Consider the following 16,521-nt stretch of genomic DNA (forward strand, 5'->3'; position numbering starts at 1 on the left):
TTTAAGAATATATTTTCTCAAGGGCAATAGAGCGGCTTTTAATGGGTGATCTGATCACAATATAGCTGAAATATTCTTTCACCATTTTCTTATCCTTAAGCAGGCTATCAATTACATCCTGATAGTGTTCAATGCTTTTAACGGTAAATTTTACCAGATAATCAAATCCGCCGCTGATCATATGGCATTCGGTTACCTCGGCACAATTTGAAAGAAGTCGCTCAAATGTATCAAAATCATACTGATGATGCTGGCTCAGGGTAAACTGTGTAAAGACAGTAACGCTGCTCCCCAGTTTTGCCAGGTTGATGAATGCACCGTAACCTGATACATATCCGGCCTGTTCAAGCCGTTTTACCCTTTTAAGACAGGGGCTTGGCGATAATCCAACCTTATCGGACAATATAACATTGGTAATGCGGCCGTTTTTTTGCAGTTCGGCCAGAATTTTAATGTCAATACGATCGAGCTTAATTTCGGCCATCTATCAATTTTCCTGATATTCCAAAAATTGAAAATGAACATACCTCATCATTGCGACAACGCAAAGCGAAAGCGACGGGACTATTGGCTTCGAAGTTCTTCCTGATGGGCTTTTACAAGTTCGGCCATGCTGGTAAACCGAAAATCACATTTCGGCAATTCTTCAACGCTTGCAGTGGCGCCAAAGCCACCTTCCTGATGACGTCGGTGGATATGACAATTGGCAAGATCCAGTTTGTTGGCCGTGACATGATCATGAAACAGGCTTTCTGCCGTGTGCAAAATATCGCCTTTGGCAATGCCGAGCGATTTCAGATTTTCAAGCATATAGTCAAAATTACGCTGTTCCGGTTTATAGGAGCCAATATCTTCTGCCGTATAGATGGCATCAAAGTCCACTTGTAGTTTTTGATTGCTATGCTGGAAGCTTTCATGATCAACATTACTTAAGATCACCAGCTTATAATATTTTTTCAGATACTGTAACGCGCCGGGCGTATCGGCGAATGCGGGCCAGTTTTTAATGGACTGTCCGTATGTTCGGCATTCTTCCCAACTCACGGTCACCCCCCATTGTTCGGCAAGGCGTTTATAAACGGTGGAGAGGATTTCATTATAGCGCCGCCCGGGTGTATAGATTTGCTGTGCGTGTTCAAGTTTACCATGGGCGGCCAGAATTTCATCACGGCTTAAATCCCTGTCAACCTTATTGGTTAACGGCCTCAGCGCTTCAATCATGCCGCTTTCCCAGTCTATTAATGTACCGTAGCAATCAAATGTCAGGGCTTTGAAATCTGTTAATTTCATTGGTCATATCCTTTTTTCAACAACGTTTTAGCTTTTATACTGTTACACTATGTGAAAGTTATCCCACAATTTTTTAAATTTTTTGTGCCAAACAAAATCGGGGGAAGCAAATATTCTGTCCAATATATTTGATTTATGGCATAAAATTCCAAAACATTATCCGGCAAGTTAAGTTGCCTGCGTTGTTATTTTGTGGCACATCATTGCAAAATGAACAGTCAAACGGAACTCAGATGGAAATTACAGTAAATTTTTTGGAAAATCTCAGGCTTGAAGCAAAGTTTGATGATTATACGGTCGTGACCGATCAGCCCATTCGTTATAAGGGTGATGGCTCGGCTCCCAGCCCGTTTGACTATTTTCTGGCGTCTTCGGCATTATGCGCCGCTTATTTTGTAAAGGTTTATTGTCTTGCCCGTAAAATTCCGACCGATGGGATCAGACTTTCCCAGAATAATATTGTTGACCCTGAAAACCGTTATAACCAGATTTTCCAGATCGATGTGGAACTGCCCGATCATATTTCGGACCGTGACCGCGAAGGCATTTTGCGGTCAATTGACCGCTGTACGGTTAAAAAAGTGATTCAACAGAGCCCGGAATTTAAAATTGAGGTTGTTGAAAGCCTTGAAAAGGATACGTCATTATTGGATTTTGGTGCCACCGCAAGTGGGCAGCGTACCATGATCACTGGCAAGGACCTGCCGCTTGAGCAAACCATTTCAGATATGACAGCTATTCTGGCCGAGCTTGGCATAAAAATTGAAATTGCGTCCTGGCGAAATATTGTCTCCAATGTCTGGTCACTTCATATCCGTGATGCGGCATCGCCCATGTGTTTTACCAATGGCAAGGGCGCGACGAAGGAAAGTGCACTTTGCTCAGCTCTTGGCGAATATATTGAGCGGGCAAGCTGTAACTTTTTTTATAATGACCAGTATTTTGGTGAGGAAATAGGACGTAGCGAATTTGTCCATTATCCCAATGAAAAATGGTTCAAACTGGGGCCGGATGATCGTCTGCCGGAAGGACTTCTGGATGATACACTTCTGGAATTTTATGATCCGGACAATGAACTTATGGCATCGCATCTGATTGATACCAATTCAGGCGATATAGAGAGAGGCATCTGTGCGCTTCCCTTTATCCGTCAGTCTGATCAGAAAACCATCTATTTTCCATCCAACCTGATTGAGAATTTATATGTCAGCAACGGTATGAGCGCAGGAAATAATATTTTTGAAGCCGAGGTTCAGTGCTTTTCCGAAATATTTGAGCGTGCCGTTAAGAAACAGATTATTGAAGAGGAAATCATTCTACCTGATGTGCCGAAAGAGGTGCTTCTAAAATATCCTCATATAATGAAAGGGATAGATGAGCTGGAAGCAAAAGGGTTTCCCATTCTGGTCAAGGACGCGTCTTTGGGGGGCCAGTTTCCGGTGATGAGTGTGACACTGATGAACCCGCGGACAGGCGGCGTTTTTGCATCCTTTGGCGCCCATCCCGATTTTGAAGTGGCGTTGGAACGTTCGCTTACCGAACTTTTGCAGGGCAGGAGCTTTGAAGGCTTGAATGATATGCCGCCGCCGACATTTAACAGTCTGGCGCTTTCGGAGCCCAATAATTTTGTTGAGCATTTTATAGATTCAACCGGTCTCATATCCTGGAAATTCTTTAGTGATAAGGCGGATTACGAATTCTGCGAATGGGATTTTTCCGGAACATCAGAGCAGGAAAGGGATACGCTGATGAATATTCTGCATGATCTGGGCAAGGACGTCTATATTGCCCACTATCAGGATTTCGGGGCAACCGCCTGCCGGATACTGGTGCCGGATTATTCAGAAATTTACCCGGTTGAGGACCTGATCTGGGATAATAGTAACAGGGCCTTACACTTCAGGGCTGATATCTTGAGTATTCACGCGCTGGCTGATGATGACCTTGGCCAGTTGCTTGAACGGCTTGAGGAAAGTGAGCTGGATAACCGGATGCTTGTATCCGATCTGATCGGTATTGTTTTTGATGAAACAACCGTTTGGGGCAAGCTTGATATCGGGGAGCTTAAAATACTGATCAACCTTGCGCTTGGTCAGTTGGAAGAAGCAAAAGACCTGATCTTTGACTTTCTCAACTTTAATGATAATACCGTTTCACGAATTCTGTTTTATCAGGCGGTCAATGCCGTAATTGACATCTGGCTCGATGAAGAGCTGGATCTTGATGATTATCTTAAAAATTTGAACAGAATGTATGGGTCGGAAATTATGAAAAAAGTTGTCGGTTCCGTCCGTGGCGATGTTCGCTTTTTTGGCCTGAGCAAAACAAGTATGAAGCTTGAGGGGCTAGATAAGCATTTAAAACTTATTGATAGCTATAAAAAACTTCATAAAGCCAGAGCCGCGACTTTTTCTAATTAATTTTGAACTGCCGGATTTGGAAATGAAATGAGATCCGATGTGATTTCTCCATTATTCAGTTCAATCGTGGTTACGGCATAAAAATTTCCATCTGCCCCATATGCCAGTGAATTGATATGAACGGGTTCGCTTCCATCTTCAAAGGTAATTTCCCCAAGGTCAGAATATTTATGCGTTTCCAGATCATATGAAATTAAATGATGATTTTTCAGGCTGAGCTTACTTACCGCTTCAGGTCCGAATTGTTTAAACTCCTCTTCGCTGGGGTAGGCATGCGAAATATGGTAAAGCGTATGATTATTTTCACCGAATGTCAGGCCTAGACTCCCGCCGTATCCGTTAACACCAGCCCGCTTTGTTGTGGGGGATGCCAGCCGGTCAAGAATTTCAGCTTTTCCTGTTTTAGGGTTTAACCGAAACAGATATTCGGATTCAAGATGAACACCATAAATCATTTTGTCATAATCAGACCAGACAGATTGCCGCCATTGATATCCCATTGACCGGTGGATATTTAAATTACCAAAATAATCTTTTACCAGATTATCCGAAGTGACCAGCTCCACCTCATCCTTGTCCAAAACATACTGGTAAATTTCGCCTAAGGGGTTGGCAAAAAATACATTTCCGGATGTTTCATCAACCGAAAGCGAACGGCTTAAAACAAAATAACGGTCGCCGTTTCCTTCTTCGCCATCTGCAAAAAATTTGCCGAGTGTTTTTAAATCCCTGCTTTCAATATCATAGCGATAGACTTCACCGGATGGCCAGATGATACCGTATAGTCTGCCACGGCTTCTATCCATGGTCTGGGCCAGTACGCCCCCTTTTGTTTTTGAAGCAATGCCCAGATCTTCAAATTTACCTCTGGTCATATCGTAAGATACAATATGTCCGCCGGGATAAGGTTTATATCCTTCCGGCGGAATGCCAAGAATTTCCTTACCATCAATGTTGGTATAAAAATCAATATGAGTCGCAAAATAAAGCTTGCCTTTATATTCATAATAATTCACGTGGCTTTTGCCCTGAGGAATTGATTTTTGACCCTTTTCGCCAACAATTTCTGTCAGGTCGGCAAGGTGAGTGATTTTATCATCTTTGGGATTATAGGAATACATCTGGGCACCAGTATCAAGATCGCCGGAACAGAGCACATAATAAATTAGCCCGTCACTGGCCGATGAAATTCCATTATAATTTCCCTTAGCTAGGGGAAAATTTGAAAAATAACGTTTGGCAATTATTTTTTTATCAGCGGCATAAACTTGAAACGGCACTGTTAATATTGTCAGCAAAATGGTAATGCGCGTAATGACATTGATAATCTTATTTGTCATGTTGTCCCCTTTTTAGATGATATCCCTTTTTAGCTATATTGCTTTAAAGCATAGCATTATGCCAATAAAAAATCATCGTGGTTTAAAAAGTTCATCAATTTTAATTTTTTACCCAACCTCTTGAGATATTAAAATTATTGCTAATAAGATATTGATGAAAGTTGTTTAAAATGATTATAGTCTAATGGGGAAAAATTAGGGAGGCAGCTTTCGGGGGATAAGTTGGAAAATAGGGTCATATGTCAGATAACATTTTAAAAAAAATATTAGTCGCCGTAAGTGCTGTCGGTCCGGGCTTATTTTTAATTGGATATAATATAGGGACCGGAAGTGTGACGACCATGGCGAAAGCCGGGGCCGAATATGGAATGACCTTACTCTGGGCAATCGTTCTTTCCTGTATATTTACCTATATTCTGATGGCCGCATATGGTCAGGTTACGCTGGTCAGCGGCAAAACGGCGCTTCTGAATATTAAATCCCAATTTAAGTGGGGCAAGCCACTTGCCCTTTATATTATGGCCGCCCTTATTACAGGGGAGCTTCTGGCACTGGTCGGTATAATGGGGATTGTCGCTGACCTGATACAGGAAGGGATCCGCCTGATGACGGATGGGGCAATTGTCAGTGTGGCCTGGATTGTCCCGGTTCTGATTATTGCATTATTTTCGATGTTCTGGTTCGGTCAGTATAAAATTTTTGAAAAAGTCCTGACTGTATTTGTCATCATGATGGTTTTTTGTTTCGTCGGTGTGTTTTTTATGGTCAGTCCTGATCTGCTTTCGATTGTTAAAGGCCTGGTTCCCTCCATGCCAGATGAACCGGGGGCATTTGGACTCGTTGCTGCAATGGCGGGCACGACATGTTCCGCTGCCGTCTTTATTATCCGCAGTACGGTTGTTACAGAAAAAGGCTGGACCATTGAAAATCTTAAGGATGAAAAAAAAGACGCCTTTGTTTCCTCCGCCATGATGCTTCTTTTAAGCGGGCTTATTATGGCAGTTTCAGCCGGAACCCTTCATCTGATGGGACTTAAGGTTGATAACACACTTGATCTGATCGGATTGTTTGAGCCGATCGGTGGTAAAGTGGCCTCTTTAATGCTGATCCTTGGCATTGCCGGTGCCGGTCTTTCAACCATTTTCCCTATAGTGCTGATTGCTCCCTGGCTTATTTCAGACTATATGGGCAAGCCTAGGGATATAAAGTCCCCCATGTACAGAATATTAATCATTTCGGGATTGCTGGTTGCTTTCTGCGCTATATTTCTTGAAAAAAGCCCGACCATACTAATGGTCTTTTCCATGGCATTTCAGGCGGCCATTTTGCCGGCTGTGGCGATCCCCGTATTTATTTTACTTAATAAAAAATCCTTTATGAATGATCACACAGCGTCAAGCCGAATGAATGCCGGGCTTGTCGCGGTTATTCTTTTCTCACTTGTGACAACTTATTTTGCCATTAAAGGTTTCTTTTAAAAATTTGATTGGAATTGATATGAAAAAACTTAACGAAAACCGTCGTGAATTTATGCAAAAAATGGGACTTGCGTCTTTGGCTGCAGGAAGCGGGCTGCTTTCGACAAATTCATTTGCCCAGTCAAATTCTTTCATGTCATTCAATAACGTTGGGCGGATTAAAATTTTTAACGGCCGGTTGCTTACTCCCTACCGGGAACTGCCAAATGGCTGCATTGCCGTTGAGAACGGTAAAATAGTAGAGGTCAGTGACAGCAATATTGAATTCCCGGGCGCAATGGAAATTGACGCTGGTGGAAAATATATATCCCCAGGCTTTATTGATCTTCATTGCCATGGCGGCGGCGGCCATTCATTTCTGGATGGGACGGTCAACGCCTTTTTGAAAGCGGCAGAGTTGCACGCACGTCACGGTACCACATCCATGTATCCAACGGCCCTGTCCGGGGATAAAGAAGAACTTTATAAAAATCTGGATATATATGAGCAGGCCAATAAGGTCAATAAGGCGGGGGCGGAATTTCTTGGCGTGTTTCTTGAAGGACCATATTATTCGATGGAACAGCGCGGTGCACAGAACCCGAAATATATCAGAGACCCGGACCCGAAGGAATATAAGGAAATTTTATCGCGCACAACTGTGATCAAGCGCTGGGATTCAGCGCCTGAAAGGAAAGGATCACTGGAGTTTATCCGTTATCTCCGCTCTAAAGGCGTTATGCCGTCCATGGGGCATACCAGTGCCGTTTATGATGATGTCATGCTTGCTTTTGAAAATGGTGTTTCGCTGGCAACCCATCTTTATTCCGGCATGGCCGGGGTGACACGGCGCAATTCGTTCCGTTTTCCGGGTGGTGTGGAAAGCGCTTTCCTGATTGAAGAAATGAATGTTGAGGTTATCTCAGACGGTCGCCACCTGCCGGCACCACTTTTAAAGCTGATTTATAAAACCAAAGGGGCGGACCGCATTGCGCTGGTAACCGATTCCATGCGGGCGGCAGGACTTCCTGACGGGCAGGAAAGTATTTTGGGAAGTCTGACCAATGGCATAAAAGTTATAGTTGAGGACGGTGTGGCAAAATTGCCGGACAGAACATCTTTCGCGGGCAGCGTTGCAACCACTGACCGGCTGGTCAGAACAATCAGTACCATTGCCGATGTGCCGCTTAAGGATGCTGTCAGAATGATGAGCATCACCCCGGCAAACATCATGGGGATCGCAGACCGGAAAGGATCGCTGGTTCCGGGTAAGGACGCGGATATTCTGATATTTGATAATGATATTCAGATTGATAAAACCATAATCGGCGGCAATATCGTTTACAGCCGGGCTTAAAGTAAAAAATAAACAATGAAAGAGAGACTAAAAGGAAGATTGATGGACAAAAGAGAAATAACAAAAGATAAGCTGAAGGTAAAAATATATAAGACCAGAAATGATATGGGGGCGGATGCTGCAGAGGAAGTCAGCAGCTGTATCAATTCACTTCTCAAAAATAAAGACCACATCAATATCGTATTTGCCGCAGCACCATCACAAAATGAATTTCTTGCTTCTCTAAGAACTAAGGATGTGGACTGGAGTCGGATCAACGCGTTCCATATGGACGAATATGTTGGTCTGGATTCTGATGCACCGCAGCTTTTCGGGAATTACCTAAAAGAAATGCTTTTTGATCACGTTAATTTCCGTGAAGTTTATTATATGAATGGGGACAAAGATAAACTTGACACTGAATGTAAAAGATATGCTGATCTGATGGAAAAATACCCGACGGATATTGTCATACTGGGAATTGGCGAAAATACCCATCTGGCTTTCAATGACCCGCATGTTGCTTTTTTTGATGATCCGGAAGTGGTGAAAATTATTGATCTGGATGAAAAAAACAGATGGCAGCAGGTGGACCCTGATGATCATATCTGTTTTAAAACCATTGAAGAAGTGCCAACCCACGCTATAACACTGACTATTCCTGCCTTGTTCAAGGCGACATATGCCTTTGCGGTTGTACCGGGGAATAATAAGGCTGATGCGATTTATCATACATTGAAAGATGATATTCAGGAAAAATATCCGTCGACAATTTTGCGTAATCACCCAAAAGCCGTTTTATATATTGACGAGGCAAGCGCCAGCAAACTGGCATAGATTTAAGAGAATTTTATGAGAAAATTATCCCTGTTTCTTGCCCTTTATCTTGGGCTAACGGCACAAACAATTGCCAAAACCGAGCTTGAGCCCTTTAAATATAGTGAGGATTTTGAAGACCGCGCCCTTGGGGCATGGGCATCTTATCCGCTGTGGCAGGATACGGCGTATGACCCTAATTTCAGGGTCAATGAAATTGTACCGGGGGACCCAAACATATCGATCGTGCAAAAGGTTACCCCTTACACCAATGTGGATAATTATGCGGGTGCCCAGAAGCTCATGAACATATATCTGGCAGCGGGCTCTGAAATTTCTCTTAAATATTATCTGAAAACCAATCTGAAGGCGGAATTTTTTAAAGTTAGGTTTGCGGCAGGAGAACTCGGTAAACTGGATATCACGATCCCAAACCCGAAAACAAATATGTGGGTGCCGCTTACCGTCAGCTACAAGGACCTGATCCGTGAAAACCCTTCCCTGAAAAATAACAATGAAATTGAAATCCATGCTTTAGCGTTTTTAACCAAAATCCCTTCCGCCGATCCGGATATGCCGATTTATCTCGGGCTGGATGATATTAAGGTCACAGCTAAACAGGGGGCAGTTTTTAAATTTGCCAAACCTGAAATGATGAAACTTCCTGAATTTGCAGAGTTTATTCCTAAGAAGCATTTCAGCCGCGGTGATAAATTCTCGCTTTCCGGCAGCTGGGGTTTTAATGCGGATAAAGTCACTATAAAAATTGCCTCTATTACAGACAGAAATGACCCGGTTTATGAGGGGGAACTGGCAAAGGATGGAAGGAACTGGTTTTTAAATCCGCTTACTCTTACCTATCCGGATGGACTATATATTGGTGAGGTCAATGCTTATTCAGAGAACGAGCAGAAATCAAGCACCGCGTTTACCATTCATATTGCGCCAAAGGTGGCCGATATGGCAGGGCAGCACCCAAGGCTTCTTTATGATGCTGAAAAAGCAAGGGTGATTGAAGCCCGTCTTAAAGAAGATCGCTTTAAAAAGGTTTATGACGATATTGCAGAAAGTGCAAAACTCCAGCGTGAAAAAGTGCCCGTTGCCAGTCTGATTTTTGATCTGGACCAATTCCCGGACGAAGTATGGCTACCTTCATGGGATGCCTGGAGAATGCATATTTTTCATACGATGGATGCACTTCGTCAGAATGCAATGGCTTATGAATTTCATCATGACCGTGAAGCGGGACTATATGTTAAAGATGTTCTTTTAAAATTGTCGGACTGGGATAACTGGTCGCATCCATGGCAGACAAAAAGAGGACGGTTCAGTGAACATAACACGGGGAGCTGGTCACACCGTCTTGCCGAAGCCTATGATCTGACTTACGATTTGATGAGCGAAGCGGAAAGGGTAAAAATCCGGGGAGCCCTCATAAGAAATATTATTGATGGCGCCTTTAAAACATATGTCTATAACGATAATATTACCTCAAAAACGTCAAACTGGATTGCCATGATAACCGGGGGATCGCTGATGACGATGGCGGCAATTTATGCTGACGGTCCGGACACGGAAAATCTGGAACCCTATTTTACGGGGACAATGCTAAAATATTATACATTCCTGAACCGTGTCGCCGACACAAAAGACGGCAGCTGGGGCGAAGGATTTGGCTATAATAATTATAGTTTTTCAAACCTGTCCTACAGTGTGCCTTCACTCAAAAATGTGTTTAACATAGATGTCAGCGCCTCTTTGGTTGGTACCTATAAGGAATATATCTGGGGCGGGCTTATTAAAGATCATAAATGGTTTGATTTTGGCGATTCCGTTGGGGATATTATTCCGGCATCCAACTGGGCATTCCTGCTGGATATGCAGAAGGAAAGCCGGCTGGGCTGGTATTATAATTATCTGAAAGATGGTAAGGAAACATTTCTGGATGCGCTTTATGAAACCAGAAACGTAAAAGAGGATACACCATTTGATGAAAGCGCAATCAAGGCATTCCATAAGGTGGGCACGACCGTTTTCAAAAGCGGATGGGAAAAGGATGACTTTGTATTTGTTATGAGAAGTGGTCCTTTTTATAACCATCAGCACCTTGATCAGGGTAGTTTTTATCTTGCGGATCGCGGGCAGATTTTTATTGAAGACCGCCACTTAAAAACATCGGATTATTATGAGGATCCTAAATATCAGTCATGGCTCACACAGCCAATTGCCCATTCAACCATCCTGATTAACGGCAATCATCAAAGCCAGCGAGTTGGTGACCCGCTTGGATTTGCTGCCGGATTTGACGATCACGCCATTATTGCCCAGTTTCTTGACGGGCAGGATGCGGCCTTCTCCACGGCCGATATTGGAAGGCTTTACTGGGGCAAGGTTAAATCACTTACACGTAATGTGCTTTATTTAAAACCGCGGACGGTGCTGATGGTTGATATTGCCGTGCCGGATAAGGACGATGTTGATGTAACCCTGCTTTATCAGACACTGGCACTGAATGATATTTCGGTTGGAGGAAAGGTCTCTAAAATATCTAAGGGTGGGTCGACGCTCAACATTATGCCATTAAGCCCGGCGCAAATGGATATAAAAGCGGTGGAAACACCCCATTATATTAAGACACTTCGAAATGAAAAACCGCTTATCAAAGAAGGCATGATAACATCCACATCAAGCAGTTCAGGGGCAAAACCACTCGTGATGGCAAATATCCTGACAACTGAAAATGTTGATGCCACTGTTAAGGTCGAAAAACACAATGGCTATATTTCCGGAACAGCATCAGGTCAGAAATTTGCCTTTACCACCAGCCCTGGAAATCAATATACCGTCGATAATATCAAAACGGATGCAATTTCCTTATCCTGGGATAATGAACGGGCCTTTGTCGGTTCAACAACCACATTCAGCCGAGGTGGGAAACTGCGGGTTTCATCAAATATGCCTATGACATTCGAGCTTTCCGGAAACGGCCTTAAATATTATCATGGCAGCGGCGGTCAGTTGAGCATATATGCTGAAAATCCACCAGCTGATGTTATTTTAAATGGCAAATCAGTGGATGATTTTATTTATAATGATAAAAATAAAATGGTAACCGTCGATGTACCGAAAGGAGAGGGACTTCTGATAATCCAATAAGGATAAGAAATGGAGAGGCAGAAGTATAATTATGACAGATTTTTCTTTAAAAGATAAAGTGATCGTGGTCACTGGAGGCACCGGTATTTTAGGCAAGTCCTTTATTGATGCTATAGTGGAAGCGGGCGGGTCAGTCGGTATTCTTGGCCGTAATGAGGAAATTGCCCATGATCGCGCTGATCAAATTAACCGAAGTGGCAGCAAAGCATTACCGCTGATTGCTGATGTGCTGAATATCGAAGAGCTTAAGACTGCCAAGGATAAAATCCTGAATGAATATGGCAAAGTAGATGGGCTTGTAAATGCGGCAGGGGGGATTATGCCGCAAGGGGTGCTGATGCCCGATCAGGATCTGTTTCAGATGGACCTGAACGGCATGCGGGACGTGATGGATTTAAATCTGTGGGGCACATTAAACCCGACCCAGGTTTTTGGTGAGGCAATGGCAAAAACTGCCGAAAAGGGCAGCATTGTCAATATTTCTTCGATGAATTCCAAACGGGCGATAACCCGGGTTCTTGGATATAATATGGGTAAAGCGGCGGTTGATTGCTATACCCAGTGGTTTGCGGTTGAGATGGCGAACCGCTATGGGGACAAAATACGTATGAATGCGCTGGCCCCAGGATTTTTCCTGACCGAACAGAATAAAAAAATGCTTCTTAACCCGGATGGGTCCTATACGGAACGGGCGCAGGCTGTGATTGATCAAACCCCGTTTAAACGCTTTGGCGAGCCGGATGAATTAAAAGGGGCGCTTATCTGGCTATTGAGTGATGCTTCTAAATTTGTCACCGGTTCAATGGTCTGCGTCGATGGCGGCTTTTCCATTTTTGGCGGGGTATAGGAAAAGATTACCGCTGAACCCTCCCGCCTGATGTGCCTTTCATTAGTGACCTGACTTCCTTTTCAGTGACCAGATTTACGTCTCCCGGAACAGAATGCTTCAGGGCACTGGCCGCTGTGGCAAAATGCAATGCTTCCTGAATAGACTGTTTATTATAAAGTCCATAAATCAGGGCAGCAGAAAAGCTGTCGCCACCTCCAACACGATCAATGATGTTATGAATGTCGTAAATATCACTGTTTATAAATTTGTCACGTTCGGCAAGGCAGGCTGACCAGCGATGATAATCGGCCCGGATTGACTGTCTTAATGTTATTGCCAGCATTTTAAGGCCTGGAAAAATGCTCATCATTTCGTTGCTGAGTGCTTTAAAATAATCGAGGTGAGCAATGTCTTCTTCAGCTTTTAAAGCAACATCAACGCCCAGACATTGCTGGCAGTCTTCACGTCCCGCAATGATAACGTCCGCATGCTTGGCAAGCTCGGGCATGACTTCAGTGGCGGTTTTGCCATATTGCCATAAATTGGCCCGGTAATTCAGATCAAGTGAGACGGTAAGGCCCATTTTCCTCGCTGTTTTCATAGCGTCCAATGTTATGTCGGCGGCAGAGTGGCTGATGGCCGGAGTGATCCCGGTTGTGTGAAACCATTTCGTATCGGCAAGAATTTTATCCCAGTTAAAATCATCAATCCTTGCCTCAGAAAGTGATGAATGGGCACGGTCGTAAATAACGCGTCCCGGGCGGAGCGATGCCCCGGCCTCAAGATAGTATGTGCCGATACGTTTTCCCTGGTAATTTATATGTCGTGTATCCACGCCATGACGGCGAAGTTCACCCACTGCTGCGTGGGCAATATCATTATCGGGAAGCGCCGTGACATGAGAAACATTTACACCGAAGTGTGCCAGACTATTTGCCACATTTGCCTCTGCGCCGCCGAATGTTGCCTCAAACTGTGGAGTTTGAAAAAACCGTTCATATCCCGGACTTTTCAGCCGTAACAGGATTTCACCAAAGGTTACGATATCCACCATTACTTATTCTTTCCATTTTTGGTGTGTTGATATTAAAGGGCCCAGCCTTCACGATATTCTCTTTTAACAAACTGATTGGCAGGTTCAAAGTTTGTAATTTTCATATTTTTACCATCCCAAAGTAGTTTTTTGCGTCCAGGATATTCAAAATCCTCACCATTCTTTTCACGGAGATTGAAGCTGCGGATCGCCAGATTGCCCATCAGAATAGATTCGGTTAGCGGACCGGCAAAATCAAAGGACGATGTAAGCTCTTTATGTTTTTCACTGCCATATCCCTGTTTGCAGGCATCTACCCAGTGCCTGTGGTGGCCATTTTCAGGAAGCATGATTTCCTGTTCAACCGGTTCCTGGGTGATCAGTTCGCCAGAATTTAGGTATATTTTCGGGTTTTCTGCATAAGTGCCACAGGTCATAATTCCTTTTTCCCCCATCATGATGACACCGTTTGTGCTGCCTCCATCACCGATATCATGATCCGCGGGTATCAGGTCAGGATGAAACGGCCGCAAGCCCCCGTCGGTCCATGTCAGTTTTATGGGAACAGGATTTTTCCTGCTGGCCGGGAAGCTAAGCTGGGTTCTTGATGATGGCGGGCAAGAAGCAGGCAGATAATCCGGCATCCAGTCCTGTGAGTATGTGGCGCCAACGCTGCTTTCAACTTCTGTCGGATAGCCAAGTCCAAGAACCCGAAATGGCGGGTCAATTAGATGGCAGGCCATATCGCCAAGTGCCCCGGTGCCGAAATTCCACCAGCCGCGCCATTTAAAGGGATGATAAAGCGGATGATAGTCAACCCATGCCGCTGGCCCAATCCATGTATCCCAGTCCAGCCCATCTAGCATCGCGGGCATATTGGTCGGGCTTTTTATGCCCTGCGGCCAGACCGGCCGGTTGGTCCAGACATGAACTTCATGAACATTGCCAATCATTCCCTGATCAAACCATTTAATCATTTGTTTGACCCCGGCACCTGAAGCGCCCTGATTGCCCATCTGGGTCACAATTTTATATTGGTTCGCCGCTTCCGTCAGCGTGCGGGCTTCATATATATTGTGGGTCAGGGGCTTTTGAACATAAGTGTGGATGCCGCGTTTCATAGCGTTCATGGTAATAACGGCATGATTATGATCCGGTGTTGAAACGGTTATGGCATCAATATCCGGCATTTCATCCAGCAGTTTTCTGAAATCCTTATATTTTTTAGCATTTGGAAATTTCTGAAAGGCTTCAGCGGCCATATTCCAGTCCACATCGCAAATCGCGGCGATATTTGATACTCCGTCGCCCCAGACATTGACGGCATCTGAAAAACCCTTGCCCCCACCACCGATTACGGCGACATTTAATTGGTCACTCGGGGGTGTAAAGCCCTGACCAAGAACATGCCTTGGCACAATAGAAAAACCAACCGCGGCGGCGGCCGTTTTTTTGATAAATGATCTTCTGCTGGTATTTTGTGTTTTCATAATTTTTCCCCGTCCTCAAATTATTATCTTCTCATTAAATATTATCTTGAGCAGTTCGTAAATTAATTTCTGGTGAGACTTGTGCAATTTGGTTCACAATTCTATAACGAATGAGTCTATAAAAATAATGTGAGTGGGAATAAAATGGATAATGAAAAAAGACGGGGACTTAAGTTTGACAGCAGGGCAGTTTATACGCCACCTGATCCGGCAACAAAATCAATCAGTCCTCCGATCATTATGTCCTCCAGTTTTCAGTATGACGCGGAAATTTTTCAAAGAATAGTTGATGGTGCCCGTAAGGAAGTCAACATTTATGGTCGCTGTGGCAATCCGTCTGAATATCAGTTTGAAGAACAGATGATGATGATTGAAGGGGGTGATGCCTGCCTTGCAACTGCGTCAGGTATGGCGGCTATTTCCATTACTTTGCTCGGGCTTTTAAAAAGCGGTGATCATATTGTCTGTGACTGGACCACCTACAGTTCAACCCATGAAATGCTTGATCATCGGCTGACCGACTATAATATTGAAACCACCTTTGTTGATACGGCAAACCCGGAAGCGGTAAAGGCGGCAATCAGACCCAATACCAAAGTTATTTATTTTGAAACAATTGCCAACCCGTCGATGAAAGTGGCGGCTATTCCGCCGTTGGTTGAGATGGCTCATGAACGGGGAATTGTTGTTATCTGCGATAATACATTTGCCAGTCCCTATGTCATGCGTCCGCTTGAATGGGGTGTGGATATAGTTGTTGAAAGCGCCACCAAATTTATCGGTGGCCACAGTGATGTTATCGGCGGCTCGATTTGTATGAAATCCGAAATTCTGCCGCCCGACTTTCTGGAACAGATCCGCTGGAACACAATGGTTAAACTTGGCGCGCCGCTCGCCCCCTTTAATGCCTGGATGCTGAGCCGAGGCATTTCGACATTAAGCGTCCGGCTTGAGCGTGCCTGTAAAACGGCCGCTAAGCTCGCCCGTCATTTTGAAGGCCATAACAAGGTCGGCAGGGTATGGTACCCCGGACTTGAAAGCCATCCGCAGCATGAAATTGCCAAGGCGCAGATGCCGAAATTCGGGGCGATGCTGACCTTTGATGTCGGGGACGGGGATCGGGCCTTAAAGGTTCTGGATAATCTTGAGCTTAGCTGCTTTTCTGCGAGCCTTGGTGGGGTGCGCAGCACAACACAAATTCCGGCCTTGATGGCCTTTCTTGATATCCCTAAGGAAGAGCGGCTGGAAATGGGGATTTCAGATGGTATGATCCGTGTCTCTGTCGGGCTTGAGGATGCTGATGACCTGATTGCGGATTTTGATGCCGCTCTCGCGCTGCTCTGATGAAAGGGAT

The 16,521-nt window shown here is 44.4% G+C and carries 12 protein-coding genes; 7 read left to right on the plus strand and 5 right to left on the minus strand.

The features are described 5' to 3' along the window. Position 1: 1 nt before the first annotated feature. The gene (locus R3D86_10760; protein ID MEZ5758689.1) at positions 2–484 is read right to left on the minus strand and encodes an Lrp/AsnC family transcriptional regulator; all 483 of its coding nucleotides are present in this window, start codon (positions 482–484) and stop codon (positions 2–4) included. Between the two features lie 80 nt (positions 485–564). Further along, the gene (locus tag R3D86_10765) at positions 565–1,290 is read right to left on the minus strand and encodes a haloacid dehalogenase type II (GenBank protein ID MEZ5758690.1); all 726 of its coding nucleotides are present in this window, start codon (positions 1,288–1,290) and stop codon (positions 565–567) included. A gap of 233 nt (positions 1,291–1,523) precedes the next feature. On the opposite strand from R3D86_10765, the gene R3D86_10770 reads away from it, so the two are divergent. Continuing rightward, entirely contained in the window at positions 1,524–3,710 is a 2,187-nt protein-coding gene (locus R3D86_10770) for an OsmC domain/YcaO domain-containing protein (protein MEZ5758691.1), read from the plus strand. Here the strand turns inward: R3D86_10770 and R3D86_10775 are convergent. Further along, entirely contained in the window at positions 3,707–5,050 is a 1,344-nt protein-coding gene (locus R3D86_10775) for a hypothetical protein (protein MEZ5758692.1), read from the minus strand. The two genes, R3D86_10770 and R3D86_10775, sit on opposite strands and share 4 nt — an antisense overlap. Before the next feature lie 239 nt (positions 5,051–5,289). Here R3D86_10775 and R3D86_10780 point away from each other — a divergent pair, with 239 nt between their 5' ends. From R3D86_10780 to R3D86_10800, 5 genes are read left to right on the plus strand one after another with little or no spacing between them, the layout of a single operon-like run. After that, positions 5,290–6,528, plus strand: coding sequence for an Nramp family divalent metal transporter (locus R3D86_10780; protein MEZ5758693.1), 1,239 nt, complete (start codon positions 5,290–5,292; stop codon positions 6,526–6,528). 19 nt (positions 6,529–6,547) lie between these two features. Then, positions 6,548–7,864 (plus strand): N-acetylglucosamine-6-phosphate deacetylase, encoded by a 1,317-nt coding sequence (gene nagA / locus R3D86_10785; protein MEZ5758694.1) that lies wholly within the window; start codon positions 6,548–6,550, stop codon positions 7,862–7,864. A 42-nt stretch (positions 7,865–7,906) separates the two neighbouring features. Next, positions 7,907–8,680, plus strand: coding sequence for a glucosamine-6-phosphate deaminase (locus R3D86_10790; protein ID MEZ5758695.1), 774 nt, complete (start codon positions 7,907–7,909; stop codon positions 8,678–8,680). Positions 8,681–8,695: 15 nt separating this feature from the next. Continuing rightward, positions 8,696–11,815, plus strand: coding sequence for a heparinase II/III family protein (locus R3D86_10795; protein ID MEZ5758696.1), 3,120 nt, complete (start codon positions 8,696–8,698; stop codon positions 11,813–11,815). A gap of 31 nt (positions 11,816–11,846) precedes the next feature. Then, positions 11,847–12,662, plus strand: a complete 816-nt coding sequence (locus tag R3D86_10800; GenBank protein MEZ5758697.1) for an SDR family oxidoreductase — start codon at positions 11,847–11,849, stop codon at positions 12,660–12,662. A gap of 7 nt (positions 12,663–12,669) precedes the next feature. Here R3D86_10800 and R3D86_10805 read toward each other — a convergent pair whose 3' ends face one another. Together R3D86_10805 and R3D86_10810 are read right to left on the minus strand one after the other, a co-directional pair. Then, entirely contained in the window at positions 12,670–13,698 is a 1,029-nt protein-coding gene (locus R3D86_10805; GenBank protein ID MEZ5758698.1) for a sugar kinase, read from the minus strand. Between the two features lie 32 nt (positions 13,699–13,730). After that, entirely contained in the window at positions 13,731–15,167 is a 1,437-nt protein-coding gene (locus R3D86_10810; protein MEZ5758699.1) for a Gfo/Idh/MocA family oxidoreductase, read from the minus strand. 144 nt (positions 15,168–15,311) lie between these two features. Between R3D86_10810 and R3D86_10815 the strand changes: the two genes are divergently transcribed. Beyond that, entirely contained in the window at positions 15,312–16,511 is a 1,200-nt protein-coding gene (locus tag R3D86_10815) for an aminotransferase class I/II-fold pyridoxal phosphate-dependent enzyme (protein MEZ5758700.1), read from the plus strand. The last annotated feature ends 10 nt before the right edge of the window (positions 16,512–16,521 follow it).

The organism is Emcibacteraceae bacterium, assembly GCA_041396985.1.
Classification (GTDB): domain Bacteria; phylum Pseudomonadota; class Alphaproteobacteria; order Sphingomonadales; family Emcibacteraceae; genus Pseudemcibacter.